Annotated in this window: 16 protein-coding genes; 11 read left to right on the top strand and 5 right to left on the bottom strand. The window is 59.6% G+C overall.

Annotated elements, in window-relative coordinates:
- Positions 1-6: 6 nt before the first annotated feature.
- Positions 7-879, top strand: a complete 873-nt coding sequence (locus J1G35_RS04020; protein WP_223013704.1) for a LysR family transcriptional regulator — start codon at positions 7-9, stop codon at positions 877-879.
- 89 nt (positions 880-968) lie between these two features.
- Positions 969-1,901: a pyridoxamine 5'-phosphate oxidase family protein gene (locus J1G35_RS04015; RefSeq protein ID WP_223013637.1), complete on the top strand. Its 933-nt coding sequence runs from the start codon at positions 969-971 to the stop codon at positions 1,899-1,901.
- A 348-nt stretch (positions 1,902-2,249) separates the two neighbouring features.
- Here J1G35_RS04015 and adeC read toward each other — a convergent pair whose 3' ends face one another.
- Positions 2,250-3,671 (bottom strand): AdeC/AdeK/OprM family multidrug efflux complex outer membrane factor, encoded by a 1,422-nt coding sequence (gene adeC, locus J1G35_RS04010; protein WP_223013635.1) that lies wholly within the window; start codon positions 3,669-3,671, stop codon positions 2,250-2,252.
- Positions 3,671-4,465, bottom strand: a complete 795-nt coding sequence (locus J1G35_RS04005; RefSeq protein WP_223013634.1) for a helix-turn-helix transcriptional regulator — start codon at positions 4,463-4,465, stop codon at positions 3,671-3,673. The genes adeC and J1G35_RS04005 overlap by 1 nt, the downstream gene beginning before the upstream one ends.
- A 489-nt stretch (positions 4,466-4,954) precedes the next feature.
- Between J1G35_RS04005 and J1G35_RS04000 the strand changes: the two genes are divergently transcribed.
- The 7 genes from J1G35_RS04000 to J1G35_RS03970 all read left to right on the top strand — a co-directional run bounded on the left by J1G35_RS04000 (position 4,955) and on the right by J1G35_RS03970 (position 16,405).
- A complete protein-coding gene (locus J1G35_RS04000) occupies positions 4,955-11,218 on the top strand; it encodes a non-ribosomal peptide synthetase (protein WP_223013632.1) in 6,264 nt (2,087 codons plus the stop codon).
- 604 nt (positions 11,219-11,822) lie between these two features.
- Positions 11,823-12,023: a hypothetical protein gene (locus J1G35_RS03995; protein WP_141155496.1), complete on the top strand. Its 201-nt coding sequence runs from the start codon at positions 11,823-11,825 to the stop codon at positions 12,021-12,023.
- Positions 12,024-12,090: 67 nt separating this feature from the next.
- Complete coding sequence (locus J1G35_RS03990) at positions 12,091-12,948, top strand: McbB family protein (protein ID WP_223013630.1); 858 nt, start codon at positions 12,091-12,093, stop codon at positions 12,946-12,948.
- Entirely contained in the window at positions 12,945-13,751 is an 807-nt protein-coding gene (locus J1G35_RS03985; protein WP_223013628.1) for a SagB/ThcOx family dehydrogenase, read from the top strand. The genes J1G35_RS03990 and J1G35_RS03985 overlap by 4 nt, the downstream gene beginning before the upstream one ends.
- Entirely contained in the window at positions 13,738-14,940 is a 1,203-nt protein-coding gene (locus J1G35_RS03980; protein ID WP_223013626.1) for a YcaO-like family protein, read from the top strand. Before J1G35_RS03985 ends, J1G35_RS03980 begins: the two co-directional genes overlap by 14 nt.
- 8 nt (positions 14,941-14,948) lie before the next feature.
- The gene (locus J1G35_RS03975) at positions 14,949-15,692 is read left to right on the top strand and encodes an ABC transporter permease (protein ID WP_223013624.1); all 744 of its coding nucleotides are present in this window, start codon (positions 14,949-14,951) and stop codon (positions 15,690-15,692) included.
- Positions 15,692-16,405, top strand: coding sequence for an AAA family ATPase (locus J1G35_RS03970; RefSeq protein WP_141155491.1), 714 nt, complete (start codon positions 15,692-15,694; stop codon positions 16,403-16,405). Before J1G35_RS03975 ends, J1G35_RS03970 begins: the two co-directional genes overlap by 1 nt.
- 18 nt (positions 16,406-16,423) lie before the next feature.
- Here J1G35_RS03970 and J1G35_RS03965 read toward each other — a convergent pair whose 3' ends face one another.
- The 3 genes from J1G35_RS03965 to J1G35_RS03955 form a co-directional block, all read right to left on the bottom strand.
- Positions 16,424-17,944 (bottom strand): glycosyltransferase family 39 protein, encoded by a 1,521-nt coding sequence (locus J1G35_RS03965; protein ID WP_223013702.1) that lies wholly within the window; start codon positions 17,942-17,944, stop codon positions 16,424-16,426.
- Positions 17,944-19,599, bottom strand: a complete 1,656-nt coding sequence (arnT, locus tag J1G35_RS03960) for a lipid IV(A) 4-amino-4-deoxy-L-arabinosyltransferase (protein WP_053138722.1) — start codon at positions 19,597-19,599, stop codon at positions 17,944-17,946. Before arnT ends, J1G35_RS03965 begins: the two co-directional genes overlap by 1 nt.
- 187 nt (positions 19,600-19,786) lie before the next feature.
- The gene (locus J1G35_RS03955; protein ID WP_256243944.1) at positions 19,787-20,458 is read right to left on the bottom strand and encodes a histidine phosphatase family protein; all 672 of its coding nucleotides are present in this window, start codon (positions 20,456-20,458) and stop codon (positions 19,787-19,789) included.
- Positions 20,459-20,735: 277 nt separating this feature from the next.
- On the opposite strand from J1G35_RS03955, the gene J1G35_RS03950 reads away from it, so the two are divergent.
- Positions 20,736-21,395 carry an ABC transporter ATP-binding protein gene (locus tag J1G35_RS03950; RefSeq protein ID WP_053138716.1) on the top strand — a complete coding sequence of 220 codons (660 nt, stop codon included), beginning with the start codon at positions 20,736-20,738 and terminating at the stop codon, positions 21,393-21,395.
- Complete coding sequence (locus J1G35_RS03945) at positions 21,392-23,854, top strand: ABC transporter permease (protein ID WP_223013622.1); 2,463 nt, start codon at positions 21,392-21,394, stop codon at positions 23,852-23,854. The genes J1G35_RS03950 and J1G35_RS03945 overlap by 4 nt, the downstream gene beginning before the upstream one ends.
- Positions 23,855-23,858 lie beyond the last annotated feature (4 nt).

Here is a 23,858-nt window from a genome sequence, read left to right as displayed (position 1 = left end):
GGCTGGATGGAACTCAAGCACTTGCGCGCCTTTGTGGTACTGGCCCAGGAGCTGCATTTCGGCCGGGCGGCGGCGCAGTTGTCGATTGTGCAACCGGCGCTGAGCATGCAGATCAAGCTGCTCGAAAGTGGCCTGGGCGTACGCCTGCTGGACCGCAATCGCCACTCGGTGACCTTGACCGATGCCGGTCGAGTGTTCCTGCCCGAAGCCCAGGCGACCCTGCACCAGGCCGCGCGGGCGGCGGAGGCGGCGCGAGCCTCCAACCGGGGGGAAATCGGCCGGGTGCGCCTGGGCTTTGTGTCGTCGGTATTGCCGCAACTGTTGCCCGAGTTGATCCGCACGGTGCATCAGCGCTACCCGCGTATCGAGCTGGAACTCAAGGACATGCCCGGCCCTGATCAAGCCGCCGCGTTGAAAAATGGTCGCCTGGATTTCGGCTTGATGCGCCTGCCCGCCGCCTATCCTGGGGTGCAGACCCGCGTGGTGTTGCGCGAGCCATTCTGCGTGGCCTTGCCGATGGATCATCCATTGGCCGCACGGGATTCGATCCAACCCGGCGACCTGCTCGATGTGCCGGTGTACATCCTCGCACGGCGGTATGCGCCGGGGTTCTACGACGAATTTATCCAGGTTGTCGGCATCCCCCTGCAGATCGCGTCCGAACTGGGCGAGTTCACCACCATGCTCGCGCTGGTCTGCGCCGGGTTGGGCGTCGGCGTCTTGCCGCAGCAGGCCGCGCGGGCATTGCCGGCCAATTGCGTGTCGCGGCCGCTGGCGTTGGGAGCGTTCCAGGCCAGCACGGGATTGGCCTGGACCGAGTTGGACAGTGCAGTGAAGACCACGCTGTTTACGCTGATCGTCGAATTGTTTGGCGAGTGATTGTTTCACCCGGTGAAATGTTGGATTGTAAAACCTGTTAATTCCACTGATCGGCGCCGCATCAGGGCATTCAACTTGAGGTGATCACCATGAACCCCATCGAACAATCCCCCTGGCATGCCGGCGAACGGCAGTTACAAGCAGCGGTCGGCGTGGCCGAGCGCATGGCGGTGGTCGGCCCCAAGGTGATACGCGATCACCTGCCGGAGCAGCATCGGGATTTCTACCCCTTGTTGCCGTACCTGATGCTCGGTGTGGTGGATGAGCAGGGGATCCCTTGGGCGACGATGGTCGAAGGCGCGCCGGGGTTTGCCCATTCTCCCGACCCTTATACTTTGCAGATTGACAGCCTGCCGTCTGCCAGCGACCCGGCGCGGGCGGCCTTGCACAAGGGCACCGCAGTGGGCCTGCTTGGCATCGACCTGAACACCCGGCGCCGCAACCGTATGAACGGCCGTGTCGGCGTGCTCGATCACGATGGCTTATCGGTCGACGTGGTGCAGAGCTACGGCAATTGCCCCAAATACATCCAGCTGCGGCCGGTCAATGGGGTTGCACGTAAACCCGGCACTCAGGTCGAGCGTATGGATGGCCTGGACGCCTGCGCCCAAGCGCTGATCCGCAACGCCGACACGTTCTTCGTCGCCAGCTACGTGGATGTCGACGGTGAACGTTCGGTGGACGTCTCCCATCGAGGCGGCAACACCGGCTTTGTGCGCGTGGAGGGCGACGTGCTGACCATCCCGGACTTTGCCGGCAACCTGTTTTTCAACACCCTGGGCAACCTGGCGGCCAACCCGGTGGCGGGGCTGTTGTTTATCGACTTTGAATCGGGGGATGTGCTGCAGATCGCCGGGCGAACCGCGCTGATCCTCGACGGGCCTGAAGTCGCCCGCGTCGAGGGCGCGCAGCGGTTATGGACGGTGACCGTGGAACACGTGGTCCGCCGCCCGGCGGCGTTGGCCTTGCGCTGGCAGTTCGCGGAGTTTTCGCCGTTCAGTCTGGCGATGGGACGTTGGTAGCGTCAGCGTATTTACCCGGCCTGGTGAAGATCCAGTGCGGGAGGTCCCACTGCATCTGTGGCGAGCGGGCTTGCCCCGCGTTGGGGTGCGAAGCGCCTCTGATCAAGACGAATGCGGTTTATCAGGCGCGCCTCTGCGCCTGGTTTTGGGGCTGCTGCGCAGCCCAACGCGGGACAAGCCCGCTCGCCACAAGAATGCGGTCGCCTGAAATTGTCTATGCAAGACTCAAGACTTCGCGGCGAGGTTCGTCAGACGCAACCCGAAAGTTGCGTAAGAGCGGTCCGATGAAGACCCGGATTGCACTGAGATAAGGGCCTCACCTCATTCGCCACAGAAGCAGCAGGCGGGCTACCACGATGCCAGCGCCGGCATTTGCGCCCACGCCCCTCCCAGCGCCGTATACAGGTTCACCTCCGCCACCAGCTGCGCCAGCCGGTCCACGATCAGCCCCTGTTGCGCACTGAACAGCGAGCGCTGCGCATCGAGGAATGTGAGGTTGCTGTCCACCCCGCTGCGATAGCGGTGTTGGGCCAGGTCGTAATACGCCTGGTTGGCTGCGACGAAGTCCCGTTGTGCGTTGAGCTGGTCGGTAAAAGTCTGGCGGGCGGCCAGGCCGTCGGCGACTTCCTGGAAGGCGGTCTGGATGGATTTTTCGTATTGGGCCACGCTGATGTCTTTTTGCAGTTTGGCGTAGTCCAGGCTGGCGCGCAGGCTGCCGGCGTTGAAGATCGGCAGGTTGATTTGCGGCTGGAAGGTCCAGGTGCCCGAGCCTCCCTTGAACAGCCCCGACAGTTCGGTGCTGGTGCTGCCGGCGTTGGCGGTGAGGCTGACTGACGGGAAAAACGCCGCGCGCGCCGCGCCGATGTTGGCGTTGGCGGCGCGCAGTTGATATTCGGCCTGGAGGATATCCGGACGGCGTTGCAACAGGGCCGACGGTAAACCGGCCGGTAGCCGCGCCACCAGGTCGTCAGCCAATGGGCGCGCTGGCAGGCTTTGATCCACCGGGGCGCCCACCAGCAGGGCCAGGTTGTTGAGGTCCTGGGCCACCTGGCGTGCGTAGCGGGCCACGCTGGCGCGGGTGCTTTCGACGCTGGTGCGTGCTTGCACCACGTCCAGTGCGGAAGCTTTACCGGCGGTTTTGCTGCGGCTGGTCAGGTGCAGGCTGTGGTCGTTGGCGGCCAGGGTCTGTTGGGCCAGGGCCAGCAGTTCCTGGTCGGCGCGCCAGGTCAGGTAGGCATTGGCGACGTTGGCTACCAGGCTCAGTTGCGCGCTGCGTCGTGCCTCTTCAGTCGCGAGGTAGGTGAGCATTGCCTGTTCGCTGAGGCTGCGCACGCGGCCGAACAGGTCCAGCTCATACGCGCTGAGTCCCAAGGTGGCGGAGTTGTTGGACGTGATCGCAGATTGACCGGTGCCGGTGACATCCCCCGGCAGCTTCTGGCGCTTGCCGGCACCCGTGGCCGAGACCGCCGGAAACAGGTCGGCACGCTGGATGCGGTACTGCGCCTGGAACGCCTCGACGTTCAGCGCAGCCACCCGCAGATCGCGGTTATTGATCAGGGCATCGCGGATCAACTGTTGCAGCGCAGGATCGTGGAACAACTGCTGCCAGTCCGATGAGTCGCTGCTGCTGCCGGCTTGTGCCAGGCCGTAGACCCCGCCCTTTGGGTATTGCGCCGGCATTGGCGCCTCGGGCCGCTGGTACTCGGGGATCAGCGAGCAGCCCCCGAGCATGCAGGCCATACCGATGCTGGTGAGTGTGCGTGTGTTCATCAGGCGCCCACCATCCATTTAGCCAGGCCATGCCGACCACTCACGCCCAGCTTGGCGGCGGCGCGCTTGAGGTAGGTTTCGATGGAGCTGTTTTTCACGCTGAGTTTTTCCGCGATTTGCGGCACGGTGCCGCCGGTCAGCAGGCCGAGGCACACTTCCTGCTCGCGCGCCGACAGGGTGATGTCGCCGAGGGACAGGCGCTTGTAGAACTCGCGCTGCAAGCGTGATTGCTCAAGCAGTGTCTGGGCCGGCTCCGCCTCGGCATGCGGTGCCTGGCGCAGCAGTTGCGCGTGGCGTTCGATCAGTGGCAACAGGGTGTCCGACAGGCACTTGAGAAACGACAATTCGGCCAAGGAAAACCCGCGCTGGGTCGGCGGCCGGTAGCATGAAATCACACAGCGCCGATTACCCTGGCGTGACACCAGGTTGCACTGGTGCGAAGTCCCTCGAGGGTGGGCGCTATTGGGTTTGGCGTTCATCTGGATCAGCAGCGGGTCTTGCATGCCGAGCATTTCCCGCAGCAGCGGGTGGTCATCCGGCGGCCGCAAGGCCAGGGGCGGCAGCAAGTCATGCTTCTGGCCGGCACTGCCGAGCAGCTTGATATCGAGCACGCGGTCGCGCGGCTCGTCGAGGGTCCATTCACTGAGGTCGACCAGGTGGATCGGCACCCATTTGCTGACCAGGTGCAACATATGGGCGGCGAAGTCCTCATGGCCGCTGTGTGTAATCAGCTCGCCCATTTCGGCGTAGAAATTCGGGCCTGGCGTGTTGCCCATGCTGCGTTTCAAACTCATAGCCATTTCATCCTTGATGTCGAAAACCGTCAACGAACTCCCTGGGCCTCTGGGGGGGCGATCCGTTCTTCATGAACGAGACTCGGCACTCAAGATTTCATTTGGCCAGGGGATTTATCCTACGTATGTAGCGGAAACGTGGGACACAACCTGCCATAAAAACAACGTCATTAATTCGACGTTTCTGAGAGGAAATTACCGGGACGAAAAGCGATGAGTCATCTTTAATTTTTATTAACTAATTGATAATTAAATAAAATATTCCATTTCGAGGCGTTTGCTGACAAACCCGCAGCGAGCAGATGTAGCCAATTTCCTACAGCGCTTTAATCGTTTCAGCGGTGAACCTTCAGCCAACCTGCATCCATCCATTTGGATGTCCGGGTTTAGGGTGACAGACAGCCCCCGACCCCCATGCTCAAATCCGGCAATTTCGCCGTAATGGGGCTCCCAGCGCGGCCAGTGCCTGACCCCCATGAGAAGGATCTTATGCAGCATTTTCCAAGCCCGCCGGCCAGCTTCCCGCTCACCGCCGCTCAACAGGACATCTGGCTCGACCAACTGCGGGCAGGCGATTCGCCGCTGTATAACATCGGCGGTTACGTCGACTTCGAAGGCCCGGTGGTGCCCGAGCTGATCCAGCGCGCCGTCGAGCAGTTGGTGGCCAGGCACGATGCGCTGCGCACCCAGTTGCACAGTGACGACAACGGCTTGCCTCGACAGACCTTCGTCCCTGCAGGGTTGCCGCAAGTGGACCAGCACGATTTCTGCGCGCTGCCCGACCCCGAGGCCGCGAGCCTGGCTTTGATGCAGGCGCACATGGCGCGGCCTTATCAGTTGGAAGGCGCGCCGCTGTTCCGCTTCTTCCTGGTCAAGCTCGACCAGAACCACTACCGCCTCGGCACCCAGGCCCATCACGTGATCCTCGACGGTTGGGGCTTTGGCCAGATGCTGCAATCCCTGGCGCACCTGTACACCGCGCTGGAACAAGGCCGGCCAGCCGCGCCGCCGGCACCGTCCTATGTTGAATTCATCGACGCCGACCAGCGCTACCACGCCTCGGCGCGCTTCGCTCGTGACCGCGCCTACTGGCTGGACAAGTACCGGGTGCTGCCGGAGCCGCTGTTCACGCCCCGGCCCACCGCCAAGGCCGTCAGCAACAGCCTGGTGCAAGGTTTTCCCAGCACCTTGCTCAGTCGCATGGAGCAACTGGCGCAGCGTTACCAGGCCTCGGCATTTCATGTGCTGCTGGCGGCGCTGTATGTGTATTTCACCCGCACCGCCCAACGTCGGGATTGGGCAGTGGGGCTGCCGATTCTGAACCGCTCCAGCGCGCGGTTTCGCGCCACCGTGGGCCAGTTTGCCCAGGTCAGCGCTGTGCATTTGCAGTTCGATGAGGCGTTGCCGTTCAGTGCACTGGTGCGCGGGGTGCGCGACCAACTCAAGCAGGATATGCGCCACCAGCGGTTCCCCTTGAGCGAGATGAACCGCGAACTGGGTTTGCACCGTGCGGATCGCGGCCAGTTGTTCGACGTGTCGGTGTCCTTCGAGCAGGACGACCATGAATTGCGCTACGGCGCCACCCAGGCCCGCGCGATCAAGGTGTCCAATCACCATGAACCGCTGCCGCTGGCGATCCACCTGCGCAGCAACCGTCAGCAGGGCACCGCGTGCCTGCATTGTGTGTACAACGAGGCGTACTTCCAGCACGACGAAGTGCGCGCGTTGGCGCAGCGGTTGACCGGGTTGCTGGAGCAGGGCCTGGATAACACCGGTTTGCAGGTTGGCGAGTTTTCCCTGGTCACGCCGGCTGAGCAGGCCCAACTGCAACAGTGGAACGCCACCGCCCAGGCCAACGCGCAGCCGCACACCCTGCACGCGCGGATCGAAGCCCAGGCCGCACGCACACCGGATGCCGTCGCCGCGATTTACCAGCAGCGCCAACTGACTTACGCCCAGCTCAACCAGCAAGCCAATGCCCTGGCCCATCAACTGATCGAGCACGGGGTGCGCCCGGATGATCGCGTGGCGATCCTGGCCCGGCGCGGGCTGGAGACTCTGGCAGGGCTGCTGGGGATTCTCAAGTCCGGCGCCTGCTATGTACCGATCGACCCGGCGCATCCCGCCGAGCGCGTGAACTATCTGCTGCAAGACAGCGCGCCGGTGGCGGTGTTGACCCAGCGGGATTTGTTGCCGCGCCTGCCGGCGTTGCAGATACCGGTGATCGAGCTGGACGGGCTGGCTGTTCAGTCGGGCACCAACCCCGGCGTGGCGGTCGAACCGTCGAACCTCGCCTACGTGATTTACACCTCCGGCTCCACCGGCTTGCCCAAAGGCGTGATGGTCGAGCACCACAGCGTCGCCAACCTGGTGGACTGGCACTGCCAGGCCTTCAACCTGCATGCGGGCAGCCATACCGCCAGCGTCGCCGGGTTTGGGTTTGACGCGATGGCCTGGGAAGTCTGGCCGGCGTTATGCGTGGGCGCCACCCTGCACCTGCCGCCGGCCCATGACGGCGCGGAGGATATTGATGCGCTGCTCGGTTGGTGGCGCGCGCAGCCGTTGGACGTGTGTTTCCTGCCGACCCCCGTGGCCGAATACGCCTTCAGCCAGGGCCTGCAACACCCGACCCTGCACACCTTGCTGATCGGCGGCGACCGCCTGCGCAGCTTCACCCGTGCGCAGACCTTTACGGTGATCAACAACTACGGCCCCACCGAGGCGACGGTGGTGGCTACCTCCGGCCGCGTCGACGTGGGCCAGCCCTTGCACATCGGCGCACCCGTCGCCAATGCCACGGTGTACCTGTTGGATGCACAGCAACGTCCGGTGCCCATCGGGGTGATGGGCGAGGTGTACGTCGGTGGCAAAGGCGTGGCGCGCGGTTACCTGAACCGCCCGGACCTGAGCGCCGAACGCTTTCTCGACGATCCCTTCGCGCCCGGTCGCATGTACCGCACCGGCGACCTGGCGCGCTGGCTGCCCGCGGGCCATCTTGAGTACCTGGGCCGCAATGATGACCAAGTGAAAATCCGTGGCGTGCGCATCGAATTGGGCGAAATCGAAGCCGCCTTGACCACCCACCCGGACGTTGAGGAAGCCGTGGTACTGTCTCGTGAAGGGCAGTTGCTCGCCTGGTTCATTCCGCGCCAGGCCGTGGCCATCGACACCCTGCGCGCGCACCTGCAACGCGCATTGCCCGACTACATGCTGCCAGCGGCCTTCATGCCACTGCCGGCGTGGCCCCTGACCGCCAACGGCAAGCTCGACCGCAAGGCCCTGCCGGCGCCGACCCAGGAGGCGTTCGTGACTCGCCTGTTCGAGGCGCCTCGAGCGGGTGCGGAAACCGTCCTGGCGCAGCTCTGGGCCGAGCTGTTGCAGGTGCGGCAGGTGGGCCGCCACGACCATTTCTTCGAGCTCGGCGGGCACTCCCTGCTGGCGGTGCAACTGGTGCAACGCATGCGCCAGGCCGGTTTGCACGCGGATGTGCAGGTGCTGTTCGGCCAGCCGACGTTGGCGGCCTTGGCGGCGGTGAGTACGGGCAGCGAGGTGGACGTGCCGGCCAATCGGGTTCCGGCGCAATGTGGTCATATCACCCCGGACCTGCTGGCCCTGGCCGAGCTGGATCAGGCCAGCATCGATCGCATCGTTGCCGACATTCCTGGAGGGGCGGCCAATGTGCAGGAGATCTACCCCCTGGCGCCGTTGCAGGAAGGCTTGCTCTACCACCACCTCACCGACGACCACGATCCGTATCAGCAAGAGGCACTGTTCAGCTTTGAGCGGCGCGAGCAGCTGGACGCCTTTGCCCAGGCCCTGCAACAGGTGATCGACCGCCACGACATCCTGCGCACCAGTCTGGCCTGGGAGGCGCTGGAGCAGCCGATGCAGGTGGTGTGGCGCGAGGCACGCCTGCCCGTGCAACCCTGGCGCGAGGGCGCAGCACCGCTGGATTTGCGCCAGGCGCCGTTGATGGTGCTGGAATATGCCGAAGAGCCTACGCGGTGGGTCGCCCGGCTGCGCTTTCATCACCTGGTGAACGACGCCACGTCGACCACGATTCTGATGCAGGAAATCCGCGCTCATCTGCTCGGCCAACAGGCGCAACTGCCGGCGCCGGTGCCTTATCGAAATGCGCTGGCGCAGTCTCGTTCGCCGGCGCGCCAGGCCGCCCACGAGGCGTTCTTTCGCGAGCAGTTGGGCGATCTCGACGAACCGACCCTGGCCTTCGGCGTGCAGGAGCGCCAGGCCAACCGTGCGGACACCGAAGAAGCCGCTCGCAGCCTGGACGCTTCGCTCAACCTGCGCTTGCGTGCCCAGGCGCGTGGCTTGGGCGTCAGTGCGGCCAGCCTGTTTCACCTGGCTTGGGCCCAGGTCCTCAGCCGTGTGGCGGGTCGCGATGACGGGGTGTTCGGCACCGTCCTGCTCGGCCGTTTGCACGCGGGCGAGGGCGCCGACCGCGCCCTGGGCATGTTCATCAATACCCTGCCGTTGCGCCTGCATTTGGCCGGACACAACGTGGCGGATGCGCTGCGCGACACCCACGCGCGGCTCAGCGCCTTGCTCGCCCATGAGCAAGCTTCGCTGGCGTTGGCCCAACGTTGCAGTGGCGCGGCGCCGCTGTTCAACAGCCTGCTCAACTACCGGCACACCGATGCCGAGCGGGACTTCAACCTGGTGCCGGGCATTGCCCTGGTCAGTGCCGAAGACATCCTCAGTTATCCGCTGATGATCAGCGTGGACGATAGCGCCAGCGCCTTTCAGCTCAAGGCCAAAGTCCCGCGCAAGGTCGGCGCCGAGCGGGTGTTGGACTACCTGGAAACCACCCTGGTCAATCTGGTGGATGCGCTGGAAAACGCGCCGAACATGCTGTTGCGTGACGTGCAGGTGCTGCCTGCCAGGGAACTGCACACCCTGCTGCAAACCTTCAATGCCACGGCAACCGACTACCCCGCAACCCTCACCGTCCAAGCCCTGTTTGAAGCCCAGGCGCGGCGCATTCCCCATGGTGTAGCCGTGCAGGCCGGTACGTTGCAACTGACCTATCGCGAGCTGAACGCGCGCGCCAACCAGCTCGCTTTCCACCTGCGCGAGCGCGGCGTGCAGCCGGACGCGCGCGTGGCGCTGTGCGTCGAGCGCGGCCTGGATCTGGTGGTGGGATTGCTGGCCATCCTCAAGGCCGGCGGCGCCTATGTGCCGTTGGACCCCGGCTACCCCCGCGAACGCCTCGCGTACATGCTTCACGACAGCCAGCCCGTCGCGCTGTTGGTGCACGCGGCCACCCGCGACTTGCCGGGCGAAGTGGCAATCCCGGTGATCGACTTTGACCACTGCGCCTGGCACCACGCGCCGGATGGCAACCCGTCGGTGCCGGGGCTCAGCGTCGCCAACCTCGCCTATGTGATGTACACCTCCGGCTCCACCGGCACGCCCAAGGGCGTGATGATCGAGCATCGCGGCCTGGGCAACCTGATGCACTGGGGCTCACTACTGTGCCCCAACGCCGAGGGCGGTGCGCTGTTGCAACGGGCACCGTTCAGCTTCGACGGCTCGGTCTGGGAGCTGTTCTGGCCGCTGGTCAACGGTATGCGCCTGGTCCTCGCACGGCCTGATGGGCATCGCGAGCCGGCTTACCTGGCGCAAGTGATTCGCGAGCAGCAGATCAGCGTGATCAAATTTGTACCGGCGATGTTGCAGCAGTTCCTCGAACTGCCAGAGTCCGCGCTGTGCACCAGCCTCACCGACGTGCTGTGCGGCGGCGGCGAACTCACCGAAGCCCTGGCCCGCGGCGTGCAGGCGCGCTTGCCCAAGGTGCGCCTGCACAACGTCTACGGCCCCACCGAAGCCACGGTGGACAGCAGCGCCTGGACCCTGGAACCGGGCGCACCGGTGCCCGCCTTGCAGCTGCCGATCGGCCGGGCGATCAACAATACGCGCCTGTATGTGCTGGACGAACACGATGCGCCGGTGCCCATGGGCGTCAGCGGCCAGTTGCACATCGGCGGTGTCGGCGTGGCCCGTGGGTATCTGGGCTTGCAACAGATGACGGCCGAGCGCTTTATCGACAGCCCGTTTGTTGACGGTGATCGTCTGTACCGTACCGGCGACCTCGTGCGTTATCTGCCCGACGGCAACCTGGAGTTCCTGGGGCGTAACGACTTTCAGGTCAAACTGCGCGGCGTGCGCCTGGAGCTGGGCGAAATTGAATCGCGCCTGCTCGCGCATCCGGCGTTGCGTGAGGTGGCGGTGCTGATCCGCGATGAACGTCTGCTCGCTTACTTCACCCTCCGCGGCCCGGCGCCGAGCCTGGAAGACCTGCGTGCTCACGTGCTGGAGCAGTTGCCGGAATACATGGTGCCGGGTGCCTTCGTGCAGTTGGAGGCGCTGCCCCTCAACCCCGCCGGCAAACTCGACCGCAAGGCATTGCCGGAGCCGGGGTTGGCGTCAGTGGTGAGCCGTGCCTACGAAGCGCCGGTCGGCGAAGTGGAAACATTGATGGCCGGTATTTGGGCCGAGGTCTTGAAGCTGGAACGGGTAGGGCGCCATGACCACTTCTTCGAACTGGGCGGGCATTCCCTGCTGGCCGTGAACCTGGTGGCACGGATGCGCAAGGCCGGGCTTGAGGTGGACGCGCGCAGCGTGTTCAGCCACCCGACGTTGGCCCAACTGGCCGTGCGCACGGTGGCGCAGGTGCAACGGGTGGACGTGCCGCAGACGGTGATTCCGCAGCTTGGTCGTCGGCGCCGGATTTAACGTCCGGCCCTTTGCCTGCTAAGTCAAAAGCGCTTCGCTATGCGATTTAGCTGTGTGATTAGTTATTAACCAATACTAATCATTGGGTAGCTACTTCATTACTGGCCGGGATTAATCAACGCCCTTGCGCACTGTAATGAGCGACCGTGCGCATCCGCTGGCCACCCCAGACGAAGCCTGCACGTCTCGCTTCTGGAGCGTCTCATCGTATGAAGTTCAAAGAAAAGTCGACACCAAGCGCAATTTGCAGAGTTAGCTTGACCAGTGGGTAAAACTGACACCATTGGTCGGATTTTTTTCTGCAGTTTTGGGATGTGCATTTCATATCTAAAGTTGCTAATTAGTTAGACGTTGTTTAAATGTGTAGGGCAGCAGTAGGTAATGTGTTGATTTTAATATAGTTGGTTATGTTGCTGATTTGATGGGTAGCGTTTAATTTTTAATTCGGTTCTGATAGTCATGAGTGAAATTTCCTAATTTGAATGGTTAATATTCCTACGTCGACATTTTGAAAAAGTTGAAATTTTTTTTGAGCCGACTAAGTTTTGCTTGTCACTTGTGTGAGTGGCTCAATTCAATCAATGATGTGATTTAGGAGTCAAAAATGAAAAATGACGAGTTTGGAGAGTTGGTTTTAAGTTTTGAGAATGAGCATGGATTCAATCCCTATGCAGGTAATGCTGGTGCGTCTGGAAGCCAAGGTGGATGTGGTGGCAGTGGAGGTTGTGGAGGAGGTGGCGGATGTAATGGAGGTAGTGGCGGCTGCGCTAATGGGATAGTGGAACTGCCAATCGCCGATGAATAGTTTCAATAATTACCCACATGACGAGGCTTTCTGGTCTTAGCCGGAAAGCCTTCCGGGGGACAGCACTATGAATATAATAGTACCTGATTATCAGATCTTGAATTTCGAAACGGAAAGTCTAGTTATATCTGATCTGGGGATGTCAAAAGTGCACTCACAACCTCTGCTGAGCGCAATTCGGCAGATTAAGTTATCGAATTTAATTACCAGGGAGGAGTTGGAAGAGGTGCTTTCGGAAAACGGCTTGAATGTAAAAGATGCATTTGAGTTCTTGGAAAGAATCATTCCCCTTAAGGGGGTTGACGAAATATATTTTGAAAAGACGATAATTGTGCATGACTGGGAGGGCAAATCTTATATTGAGTCGATTTTTAGGAACGAACTGTCTGGAGCAGTGGAGTTTCAAAGGTTTTCAGATGATGTGGTGGAACTAGCAAGAGATAGCAGGTGTTTTATAGTGCTTTTGTGCGATTTCTATGATTACGAAAATATAAAGAAACTGTATTTTGATTTGGTGAAAATCTCTCCAAAAAGTGCTGTTAGCGTTTGCTGGCGAATAGGCGCTCTATTTTGCATAGGACAACCATATATTGCAGAGATAGGAAACCCCTGTCATTTTTGTATGGTTGATAGACTTATTAATAATGAGTCTATAATGCCCGCAAAAAGCAGATGGACAAGTATTTTAGCATTTTGTAAAAATAAGCATGTCAGTGTTCCCTCTAAACCTCTAAGTCTATATCAGGAGATGATCGTAATTGGCGCTATCGTTAGACAAGTCAAATTTTTTGTCGAGGCTGATGGTGGGCATAAATTCCAAGATGACGTTCTCCATACCTCGTACGTTCAGCTAAGCGACGGAAAAATTTTTGAGGAGGCTAATTCACACTGGTATATGTGTGATTGCTTAGGGACAGACTCATGAAAAATATTCCGCACGATTATTATCTAAGGTTTGTAGATGCTTCGGTATATGAGGATGTGCTTGATTTTCATAGTAAGGGGAATTTTGTATTTCATAAGGCGTTTGAGACACGCACGGGTTTGCATTGTTTGAGTGAAGAGTACTTAAAGCAGTTAACTGGAAATGAACTGACTCTATATCCAGATATGGACTTGACAACCGATTTGGAGTCGTCTGATGAGGAGAGGGGTAGGTGGCTGTATCGAAATGAATCATGTGAACGATTTTTACCTTCATCGTTAGATTTTTCAGATGTTAAAAAATTAATGTTTCCATTACTTTCGAGGTGTAGAGGCACTTATAAAAGAGGATATCCAAGCGGTGGAGCACTTTACCCGGCTGAAATTTTCCTTTGCTCGCTTACCAAGGAAAACTCTACTTGGCCAGGTGTCGGAACGATTCTGCATTTGCTTCCTGTATCTAGGAAATTTGAAATAATGCAGTTGGAGGTTGATGTCGAAAAGCTGAAGGCTGCTTTGCTATCCTCGCCTAACGATATTGGGGATCCTAGTCTGGCAATTATATACGTCGCGTATATGCCTAAGAACTTATTCAAATATCGATATCGTGGGTACCGAATGGCACTCATGGAAATTGGCTCAATCTATATGCTCGTGGAGCTCCAAGCCAAATCTCTTGGGCTGGCCTGCCGGCTCTGGTCTGCGTATACGGACTCGATGCTTTGTAAAGTTCTAGGCGTTAACCCGGCTTTGTTCTTTCCTATGTGCGTTCATTTTATAGGTAAGCAACATGAAAATGATTAACTCGATGCAGAAGCCTGATCTCCCGGGAACATTGCTGTTTCAGCCCGCAGGCTTACTCGCTTTGCCTAACGCTGCAGAAGTATCAGACGTTTTATCGGTAAACGGGTCAGGTGTGGGAGGGGGGGCGAACTCAATCAAGACTGCCTTGGGGGAGTATTTTGAGCGTCGCCATTTTTACAGAGAGATTCTTTCAAAAAAAACAGGGGTACTTGGTGAGTTTCTAACGGACACGGAAGTCGCTAGTTTTATAGGCGCATTTCGTCAAACGGCATCCAGTCGTATTTCTATCGAGGCTTTGGAAACGCATAGATTTACCCTCACTCAAGTAGTGAGAACTTTAGATTTTTCCACCTGTTTCATTCCGACGATCTGTATTTCACTTTCGTCGCACGGTCTTCAAAATGATAATTTTATTTACCCCCGAAGAGATACTTGCGGGTGCAGCTTTCACTGGTGTGCAGATTTCGCATTCTTAGGCGCTGTGAAGGAGTATCTTGAGCGTCAGTTTCTTTTAAAATTTTGGTTGACAAAGAGATGCCGTTCACGTGTTTGCCTTATACGAACAGCAGAGCTCTTGGTGCATGGAAATGTAAAACATCTATATGATTTACTTGCCGCTTCAGGTGAGGTCGCCGTTTTCGATATTTCAGATTCTACGTTCCCAGGAGTTTGTATATTAGTCGTGTATGGACGAAGCAAGGATCGCCATCATGTAAAATATTGCGCGGGGATGTCCTATGCGCCGAGCATGGCGGAAGCTTTGGTGAAATCAATACTTGAGCTTTGGCAAACTTATCGATTTATTAACTTATTCGAATCGACTGATGCTGATCCGAACAAAGTTGAGGATGATTATCTTAGGTATTTTTTAGATTGCAATTCATATGAGACATATCAGGAGGTCAGCGATGTTCTCGTTTCTGGTGGCGATAAAGAAGAGAGAGGGGCGGTGGATTTTACATTGCTCACGTTACTGTCTCTATTGAATGATCAAGGTGTTGCAGGTTATTTGTATTCAAGGCAGTCAAAGGTCAATGGCGTCGCCGGTGTTTTCTGTAAATATGTTTCGCCTGATCTTTTTTTACATATGGATAGCTCGCAAAATATAAATGGAGTTAATAAGTACTCTAAGCGTTTTGCTGCTGAAATACTCCCATCTCGAATGGGTAAAATGGTTCCGTTTCCATGAGGTGATTGATGAGTTATTATCTAGTGCTCAAACCATTCAAGCTCGCGGTACTTTTCATCAAGGAACAATTGAAGGAGCCTGTTGCCCTTTTTTGGATTGTGATTTCTCCAGTGGTGACTTTCTACTTAATACTCTATGCAAGGGCGCCGAGCACTGCAGAATCCGCCAGTTACGTCGCTAGTACCTCATGGTTTTATGCGTTTGTGTCCTCAAGTGTAGCTTTGTTTGGTCTGGCGTTTTACATCGTCGGGCGCAGGGAAAGTGGATTTTTGCGTTCATTTGTCTATACGCGCCGTACAAAATCTATCTTTCTTCTCGGGCAGTTTCTGGCGTATTCTGTAATAGCTATAGTTTACTCTTCAGTTTTTTATACTTTTACTCGACTCTATTTTGGCGGGATGGAGTGGTTTGAATTAGCGACGGTCATTGGTAGGTTCTATGTGTGCTTTCTTCTGTTTTCCACGTTGTCGCTTTTGCTGACACTCATTCCCATGGGATTTCAGAATACGAATACTGTCTTTTCGATCCTGTCCTTCCTGATGTTGGCATTAGGAATAGTTAGCGTAAACTCGCCTCACTCTTTGCCAGGGGGGGTGACGCTCTTTAACCCGATGTGGTGGGCGAACCAGATTATGTTAGAGGGGGTGATAGCGTCCTCGCGAGTCGTTAGGGTGGTGGTGGCTTCATTCTGCTTATCGTTGTGGGTGACTTATCGATTTTTATTGATTAATCCAGTCTGGAGTCGTTACTGATGAAGCAGCTTTTGGTGAAGTCTCTTGATGTCAGATATGCGAATCACATCTTGTTCGACAAGGCATCCATCAAGGTTGAAGCGGGTTTTATTTCAGGGCTATTGGGGCCTAATGGTTCTGGGAAAACGACGTTTTTTGATGTGATTTGTTTGCTGAAGAAAATGCATGGCGGTGAAATATATAATTCATTTTCCAAGCTGCTTTATCTTTCGCAAATAATCGCGACGCCACCTGTACTTCGCATGTTCGATATCTTTAATATGATGATGCTTTTTTGTGCAGATTCCTTAGTAACTCAACGGGATGCGTTACGAAAAATCGAACGGTGGAGCCCTGGCGTGGCCGAACGTTATTGCGACATCTGGCAGAAAAAATCTTCCTTATGCAGTTATGGAGAAAAACGTTGGTTTTTCACGTTGTCGCTACTCTCCGTTAACGCTGATCTGGTGATATTGGATGAGCCTACTGCGGGTGTAGATCCCGAGTTTCGTTACCATATTTGGAGGTGCCTAGAGGGGGCTGCAGCCGAGGGGGTTGCTGTACTTGTTTCTTCGCATAATGTCGATGAAATCGTCAGTCACTGCGACGATTTTTATATGCTAAGTCAGCGGCGCTTCAATCATTTCACTGACGCCAAAGGCTTCATGCGTGCGTATGGCGCTAACAGTTTGGATGAGGCCTTCATTCATGCGGCCGGGTTGCCAACGGGCTAAGCAGTCATTTTCGTATCGCTATTTACCCACTGGGATAAACGCCACACTGCCCTCTTCACGCGGGTGAAACAGCCGTTCGCCATTGTCCGGCTGGGTGGTGATCCGCTGATGGTCGGCACCCAGATAGGCCAGCGGTGTCGGATCATCCTTGGAAAACTGCGCGACGATGATCGTACGGTGCGGGTCGAAGGCCTGGCCGCTGGTTTTTTCCAGCCAGGCCATCAGCGCGGCGCTGTCGCCCTGGCGGGGGAAGTCCTGGGTTTCGGCGATGTAGTAGAACGGCTTTCCGCCATTTTGCAGGTACATCGGCAGTTTGTTATCGACCTCTACCAGCACCATTTGCCATTGATTCCAGGGCGCGGTTTTGCGCGCTTGGGCTTGCACATCGTCGGCGAAGCGGGTCACGCCGCCATTGCTGTTGGACCAGGGATAGGCCACACCCAGGATCAACAGCATGAGTGCGGCCGCGATACCCAAACCCTTCTGCCAGCGCGGCCAGCTGGCGGGCTGTTTCAACACGCGCTCACTCACCCACCACGCCGCCAGCAACTGGGCAAATGGCACCAGCGGCAGCACGTAGTAGCTGCGCCGGCTGCCGCTGGCGGTGAAGAACACAAACAATAGGCCCAGGCCCCACACCAGCCAGCGCACATTCGGCGGGGTATGGCGCCAGTGCCGCACCGCCAGCCATAGGCCGAGCAGCCAGCACGGGGTCCAGGGCAGGGTGTAGGCGGGCAGGTAGATCAGGTAGGTGTAGATCGGCCCCATATGGTCGAACGGGTCGAAGAACCGCACCACGTTTTCCCGGAACACCAACGCCAGGCCGCTCGCGCCATAGGTCGGTGCGCCGTAGTAGTGCGACAGCATAAATGGCACGGCATACACCGCTGCGGCGATCAGCACGGCCAGCACCAGGCGCAGGTTGAGGTGGCGCTTGTAGCGTTGCTCGCTGAGCAGGTGCGGCAGCAGCACCAGGCCGGGCAGCACAAAGCCGATCAGGCCTTTCAACAGCGACGTCAGGGCCAGCAGCAGGAAAAACACCGTGTAGCGCCACAGCCGTGTGTCGTCGGGGCCACGCCAATACCAGGCGACCGCTGCCAGCACGCCGCACACGGTGAGCACATCCGCCGTGGCCACGCGGGCCCAGAACAGAAAGTAGAACGTGGTGGCGAGCATCCAACCGGCGATCAGCCCCGTGCCCTTGCGGAACAGGCGTTCGCCGATCAGGTACACCAGCCACACACTCAACCACGCGCCGATCACCGACGGCAGGCGCAACGACCAGGGCCCAAGGCCCCCCATCAGGTGGGCCGCGCCGGTGATCAGCCAGTAGGAGGGCAGGGGTTTGTCGTAATACGGCACGCCCTTGAGGTACGGGTCGAAATAGTCACCGCTCTGCAGCATCTGCAAGGCGATGTTCGCCCAGCGGGTTTCCGGGCCCCACAGGTCGCGCGCGCCCAGGCCGGTGAACAGCAGCAGGGCCGAGACGCCCAGCAACAGCAGCAGGGCGCCGCGTTCGGTCTTGAAATAACCCGGCATCATGGCGTCTGCGGGTAGAGGATAAGTTCGAGGTAGCCCTTGTAGTAACGTTTACCTCCGGGCGGCAATTGCCCGGCCTCGCGCATTTCACTGGTGCTGTTGACCCGCAGCAGCACGCCGACCGAGCCGTGCTGGCGCGCCTCTTTGAGCCAGCCCTGAACCTGTTCCAGCTCCACTTTGCGTTTTACCGAGCCGGCGTATTGCAAGCCGTAGCGCAACTCGCCTTCGGTGTCATACAGCGCCACGTCGGCGCGTTGCAGGCGCCAGGACAATGCGCTGGCGCTCCCCAGTTCATTGCTCAGCAGTGCATGGGTGTGCTGCAACTCATCCAGATGCTCCAACACGAATTGGTCAGGCATTTCGTTATCTGCGATATAGGCCGGCATGCTCGACGGCAGCAGCACCACCAGCAGGCCGATGCCCAGGGCCGGCATGGCCCACAGCGTCAGGGGGCGCACGCTTTGCAACAGGTTGGTGAGGATCCAGCCCAGCAGCACGATAAACGCCAGCGACAGGCTGAACATCTCTGCATGGCTGTTGCTGTACAGCGGCCTGGCGATTTGCAGGTAGATCAGGCTGATCATGGCGGCCATGCCGATGACGAAGTTGAACAGGCCATTGAGGCGCAGGGTGCGGGTTTTGCCTTGGCTGACCAGGTCGCTCAAGGTATGCCCCATCAGCAACGCCAGGGGCAGCAGGCACGGCATGATGTAGGTCGGCAGTTTGCCGTTGCTCAGGCTGAGCAAGCCCAGCGGCAGCAGCAACCACAGGGCCAGGAAGGCGATCGCCGGCTGGCGTTTTTGTTTCCAGGCCTGGTGCAGGGTGTTGGGCAGCAACCCGCTCCACGGCAGGCAGGCCACCGCCATGATCGGCAGGAAGAACCACCATGGCCGCACGTGTTGGGCGTCGTCGGCGCTGAAGCGGCGGATGTGTTCATTCCAGAAAAAGAAGCGCCAGAAGTCCGGTTCCTGGTTGTGGATCGCCAGCACCCAGGGCAAGCACACCAGCACGGCCACGCCGATGGCCAGCGGGCCATACCGCAGCAACTCGCCCAGGCGCCGTTGCCAGAGCATATAGGGCAGGGCGATCAACACCGGCAGCGCCCACGCCAGGAAACCCTTGGTCATGAACCCCATGGCACAGGCAAATCCCAACACGGCCCAGGCCCCCAGGCGGCTGCGCAGCGTGCGGCTGTCGAGGGCAAACCACAGCGCCACCAGGCTCAGGTTGACCCACAGGGTGAATTGCGGATCGAGGTTGGAGTACCCCGCTTGCCCGGCCACCAGGCCAAAACTCAGGTAGAGCAGGGCGCAGGCGAAAGACTTGCGTGGGTCGTTCCACAGGCGCCGGGCGATCAGGTACGCCAGCAGCACGCTCAATCCGGTGGTCAGGGCCGACGCGATGCGTACACCGAACAGGTTCTGACCAAACACCGCCTGGCCGAGGGCGATCAGCCAGTAACCGGCGGACGGTTTTTCGAAATAACGGATACCCATGAAGTGCGGTGTCACCCAGTTGCCGCTTTGGAGCATCTCCTGGCTGATCTGGGCGTAACGGGTTTCATCCGGTATCCACAAACCATGCAGGCCCAGGGGTAATAGATAAAACGCGACGAAGGCGAGTAATAACACCGGTAGGGGTTTAAAGCGGGTCATGACAACGTCGCTCCTTGACGTCTGGTGGTGGTTTTTTCAACTAATGAAGTAAAGGCAAAAGTCGTCACAGCGTTCACTGAATAACGGGAAATAGTCATAACGACCTTAATAAAAGGGCGCAACTAAACATGCCAGAAGAGGGCTGTCTTTTTGCTGAACATAAGCCGTAGTGGCGGGAAGGGAATGCTTAGATTTGTTTGAGCGCGGCCGGCCAATCCTGGTTTTTCATGATGCCCAGGGCCTTGAACTTGCCGTTGGCCAGCACCTGCACGAACAGCGCGCTGCCGTACTCGGAAAACTTGGCGTGGGGGAAGCCCAGGGCGGTTTCGAAGTCGGCAATGCAACCGCTGTGGGTGACGAAGACGAGGTTGCGTCCGACCTGTTTGTGGCTGAGTAACTCTTCGCCCATGGCCTTGCCGCAGACGGCTTGTTCGCTGGCGGTCATCTCGGTTTTGCCGAACATGAAGCGCGAGGTCTGGGCGGTGCGAATGGCCGGGCTGGAGAGTACGTCGGTGCCGTCCATGCCCAATGATTTAAAGGCTTTTCCCAGGTTTTCCGCGTGCTGGCTGCCATTGATCGTCACGCCTTCCACCGGGCCCAGGCAAGGGTTGCTCGAACGGTCGCAGCGCTCCTCATGACGCACCAGCACGATCAGGTCGCCGTCACGCCACAGCGGCAGCACCTGGGACGTCAGCAGGCGATCGCCTACGCCCAGGTCCCGTGGCGAGGTCGGCCAGAACAGCGCGCAAGTGAGCAGCACTGTGACCACGGCAAGCCCGATCCAGAGCGGTTTGAGGCGCTTGAAAAAGGCTCGGCGCGAGCGTGGTTTAATCAGGGTAATGTCAACCACTTCATTCACCTTGGACGCTGTTGGCAATCTTGTATTAGTTAGGCGCAACGTGTTGGCGAATAGCCGTAGTGGAGCAGAAGGCTGTCACAGGGCTGCTGTCTTTTCGCTGAACATGCTGCAGTTAAAAGTTGCCAGGGGTGGCAACTAAGAAGTTGCCGACGAGTGACGCTTGGCCGGCAATTTAAAGTGCGGTGGGTCGGTGGCCGGTGAAAAGCATGTGAAAAATTTGCGTGGCCTCGATCCCCAGCCGTTATTCTCGATAGCCACCCCTCCGATGAGTGTTCCCATGCTGCAGGTGCAAGGTGTTTTCAAAAGCTACGCCACCCCCCAGGGCCCGTTGCCGGTGTTGGCGGGAGTCGATTTGCACCTGGCCGCGCGCAGCAGCCTGGCGTTGATGGGCGAATCCGGCAGTGGCAAGAGCACCTTGTTGCACTTGGTGGCCGGGCTCGATCGGGTGGACAGCGGCCGTATCCAGGTGGGCGAACAGCGCCTCGACCAGATGAGCGAGGCGCACCTGGCGCACTGGCGGCGTACCGAAATCGGTCTGGTGTTCCAGCAGTTCAACCTGATCGGCAGCCTGCGCGTCGAGGACAACCTGGCGTTCCAGGCCCGCTTGGCGGGGCGTTTTGATCCGCAGTGGCAGGCGCAATTGGTTGAGCGCCTGGGCCTGGGGGACTTGCTCAAGCGTTACCCGGAACAACTCTCGGGCGGCCAGCAGCAACGGGTGGCGGTGGGGCGGGCGCTGGCCTCGCGCCCAGGTTTACTGTTGGCCGACGAGCCCACCGGCAACCTCGACGAAGCCACCAGCGATGAGGTGTTGCAGCTGTTGCTGGACCTGTTGCGCGACAGCCCTACCAGCCTGTTGATGGTCACCCACAGCCCACGCATCGCCGCGCGCCTGGACCGGCAGGTGGTGCTGCATCATGGAAAGGTCGTGCCGACGTGAGGGTGTTTTACTGGACCTTGCGCGCTTTGCTCAGCCATTGGCGCCGGCATCCGGTGCAGTTCTTCAGCGTGCTCACCGGCCTGTGGCTGGCCACCGCGCTGCTGACCGGGGTGCAGGCCCTCAACAGCCAGGCTCGCGACAGCTACGCGCGCGCCAGCCAATTGATCGGCGGCGAACCCCAGGCCAGCCTGAGTGCGCCGGACGCTGCCAGTTTCGCGCAAACGCGCTTTGCCGAACTGCGCCGCGCCGGTTGGCCGGTGTCGCCGGTGGTACAGGGGCGCCTGCAACTCAGGGGGCATGAGGACGTGCGCCTGCAATTGATGGGCATTGAGCCGCTGTCGTTGCCCGGCAGCGGCGTGGTGGCGGGGCAGCGCTTGAGTCAGGCGCAGATGCTGGCCTTCTTTGAACCGCCGGGGCGCACCTGGATCGCAGCGCAAACGTTGCAGGCCCTGGGGCTGCGCGCAGGCCAGCAACCGCTCACGCTGAACGGGCAACGCCTGCCGCCGTTGCAGGTCCAGCCGGATATGGCGCCCGGCCTGTTGCTCACCGATATCGGTTTTGCCCAGGTGCTGCTGGAGATGCCCGGTCAGCTCTCGCGCCTGCTGGTGGACAAGGCCTTCGCCGCGCGCCATCCCACACCGCCCGCTGGGTTGCAGCTCAAGCAGGGCGAGGAGAATAACCTTGCGCGGTTGACCGAGAGCTTTCACCTGAACCTTGATGCGCTGGGCTTCCTGTCGTTTGTGGTGGGGCTGTTTATCGTGCACGCGGCCATCGGCCTGGCCCTGGAGCAGCGGCGCGGGCTGTTGCGCACCTTGCGCGCCTGCGGGGTGAGTGCGCGGATGCTGATCCTCGGCCTGGGGGTGGAGCTGGGTGCCTTGTCGGTACTGGGGGGGGTGCTCGGCGTCGCCAGCGGTTACCTGCTGGCCAGCCTGTTGCTGCCGGATGTGGCCGCCAGCCTGCGTGGTTTGTATGGCGCCGAGGTGCCGGGCCAATTGAGCTTGAGCCCAGGGTGGTGGGTGGCTGGGTTGGGCTTGAGTTTGCTCGGCGCCTTGCTTGCCGGCGCCAGCAGCCTGTGGCGGGCGGCGCGTCTGCCGTTGCTGGCGCTGGCCAACGCCCAGGCCTGGCACGAGGCCCATGGACGTTGGTTGCGGCGTCAGGGCTGGGTCGCGGCTACGGCCTTGCTGATCGCGTTGTTGGCGTTATGGCTGGGCGACAGCCTGGCCGCCGGGTTTGTGTTGATGGCGGCCTTGCTGCTCGGCGCTGCTCTGGGCTTGCCGGTGTTGCTCAATGGCCTGTTGGAGGCGTTGCTGGGGCGCAGCCGTTCGGTGCTCGGCCAATGGTTTCTGGCCGACTGCCGTCAACAGCTGCCGGCCCTGAGCCTGGCATTGATGGCGCTGCTGTTGGCCCTGGCGGCGAATATCGGCGCAGGCTCCATGACCTCGGGCTTTCGCCACACTTTCAATAACTGGCTGGAGCAACGCCTCACCGCCGAGCTGTACCTCAACCCGCAAAGCCCGGCCCAGGCAGAGCAACTCAGCGCCTGGCTGGCGCAGCAACCGTTGGTGCAAACCGTGTTGCCCACCTGGCAGGTCGCGGTGCAATTGCAGGGTTGGCCGGCGGACCTGTTTGGCGTGGTCGACGACCCTACCTATCGCCAGCACTGGCCGTTGCTGGAAGCAGTGAGCGCGCCGTGGGACCAGTTGCAGCAAGGCGAGACGCTGATGCTCAGCGAACAACTGGCGCGGCGGCTCGGCGTGAAGCTGGGTGACACGGTGAGCATTCCCACGCCGCACGGTGTGTGGTCGCCTACCGTGGTGGGGGTGTACGCCGATTACGGCAACCCCAAGGGCCATGTGCTGGTCAACGCCCGAAACCTGCTGGCCCACTGGCCGACACTGACGCCGGCGCGTTTCAACCTGCGGGTGTTACCGGAAAACGTGGCGCCGCTGGTGGGTGAAGTGCAGCGCGCCTTTGCCCTGGAAGACAGTCGGATTGTCGATCAACAGCAACTCAAGGGCTGGTCGAGCCAGGTATTCGAACGCACTTTCGCCGCCACCGCCGCGCTCAATAGCCTGACCTTGGGCGTGGCCGGCGTGGCGCTGTTCATCAGCCTGCTGACCCAGAGCCAGAGCCGCCTCGGCCAACTTGCTCCGCTGTGGGCGTTGGGGGTGACGCGGCGGCAATTGATGCTGCTGAACCTGGGGCAAACCTGGCTGCTGGCGGTGCTCACGTTGCTGCTGGCGTTGCCGCTGGGCCTGTTGCTGGCGTGGTGCCTGGACGCGGTGATCAACGTGCAGGCCTTTGGCTGGCGCCTGCCGTTGCAAGTGTTCCCGTGGCAGCTCGCACAATTGCTGGGGCTGGCGATGTTGGCCACGTTGCTGGCGTCGGCCTGGCCGCTATGGCAGCTGTATCGAAGCCGTCCGGCGGATTTGTTGAGGACGTTTGCCCATGAAGATTAAGCCC

This window comes from Pseudomonas sp. SH10-3B, assembly GCF_019891415.1.
In the GTDB taxonomy this organism is placed as follows: domain Bacteria; phylum Pseudomonadota; class Gammaproteobacteria; order Pseudomonadales; family Pseudomonadaceae; genus Aquipseudomonas.
Note: the sequence above shows the minus strand (reverse complement) of the source record. Positions and strands in the feature narration are given on the sequence as shown.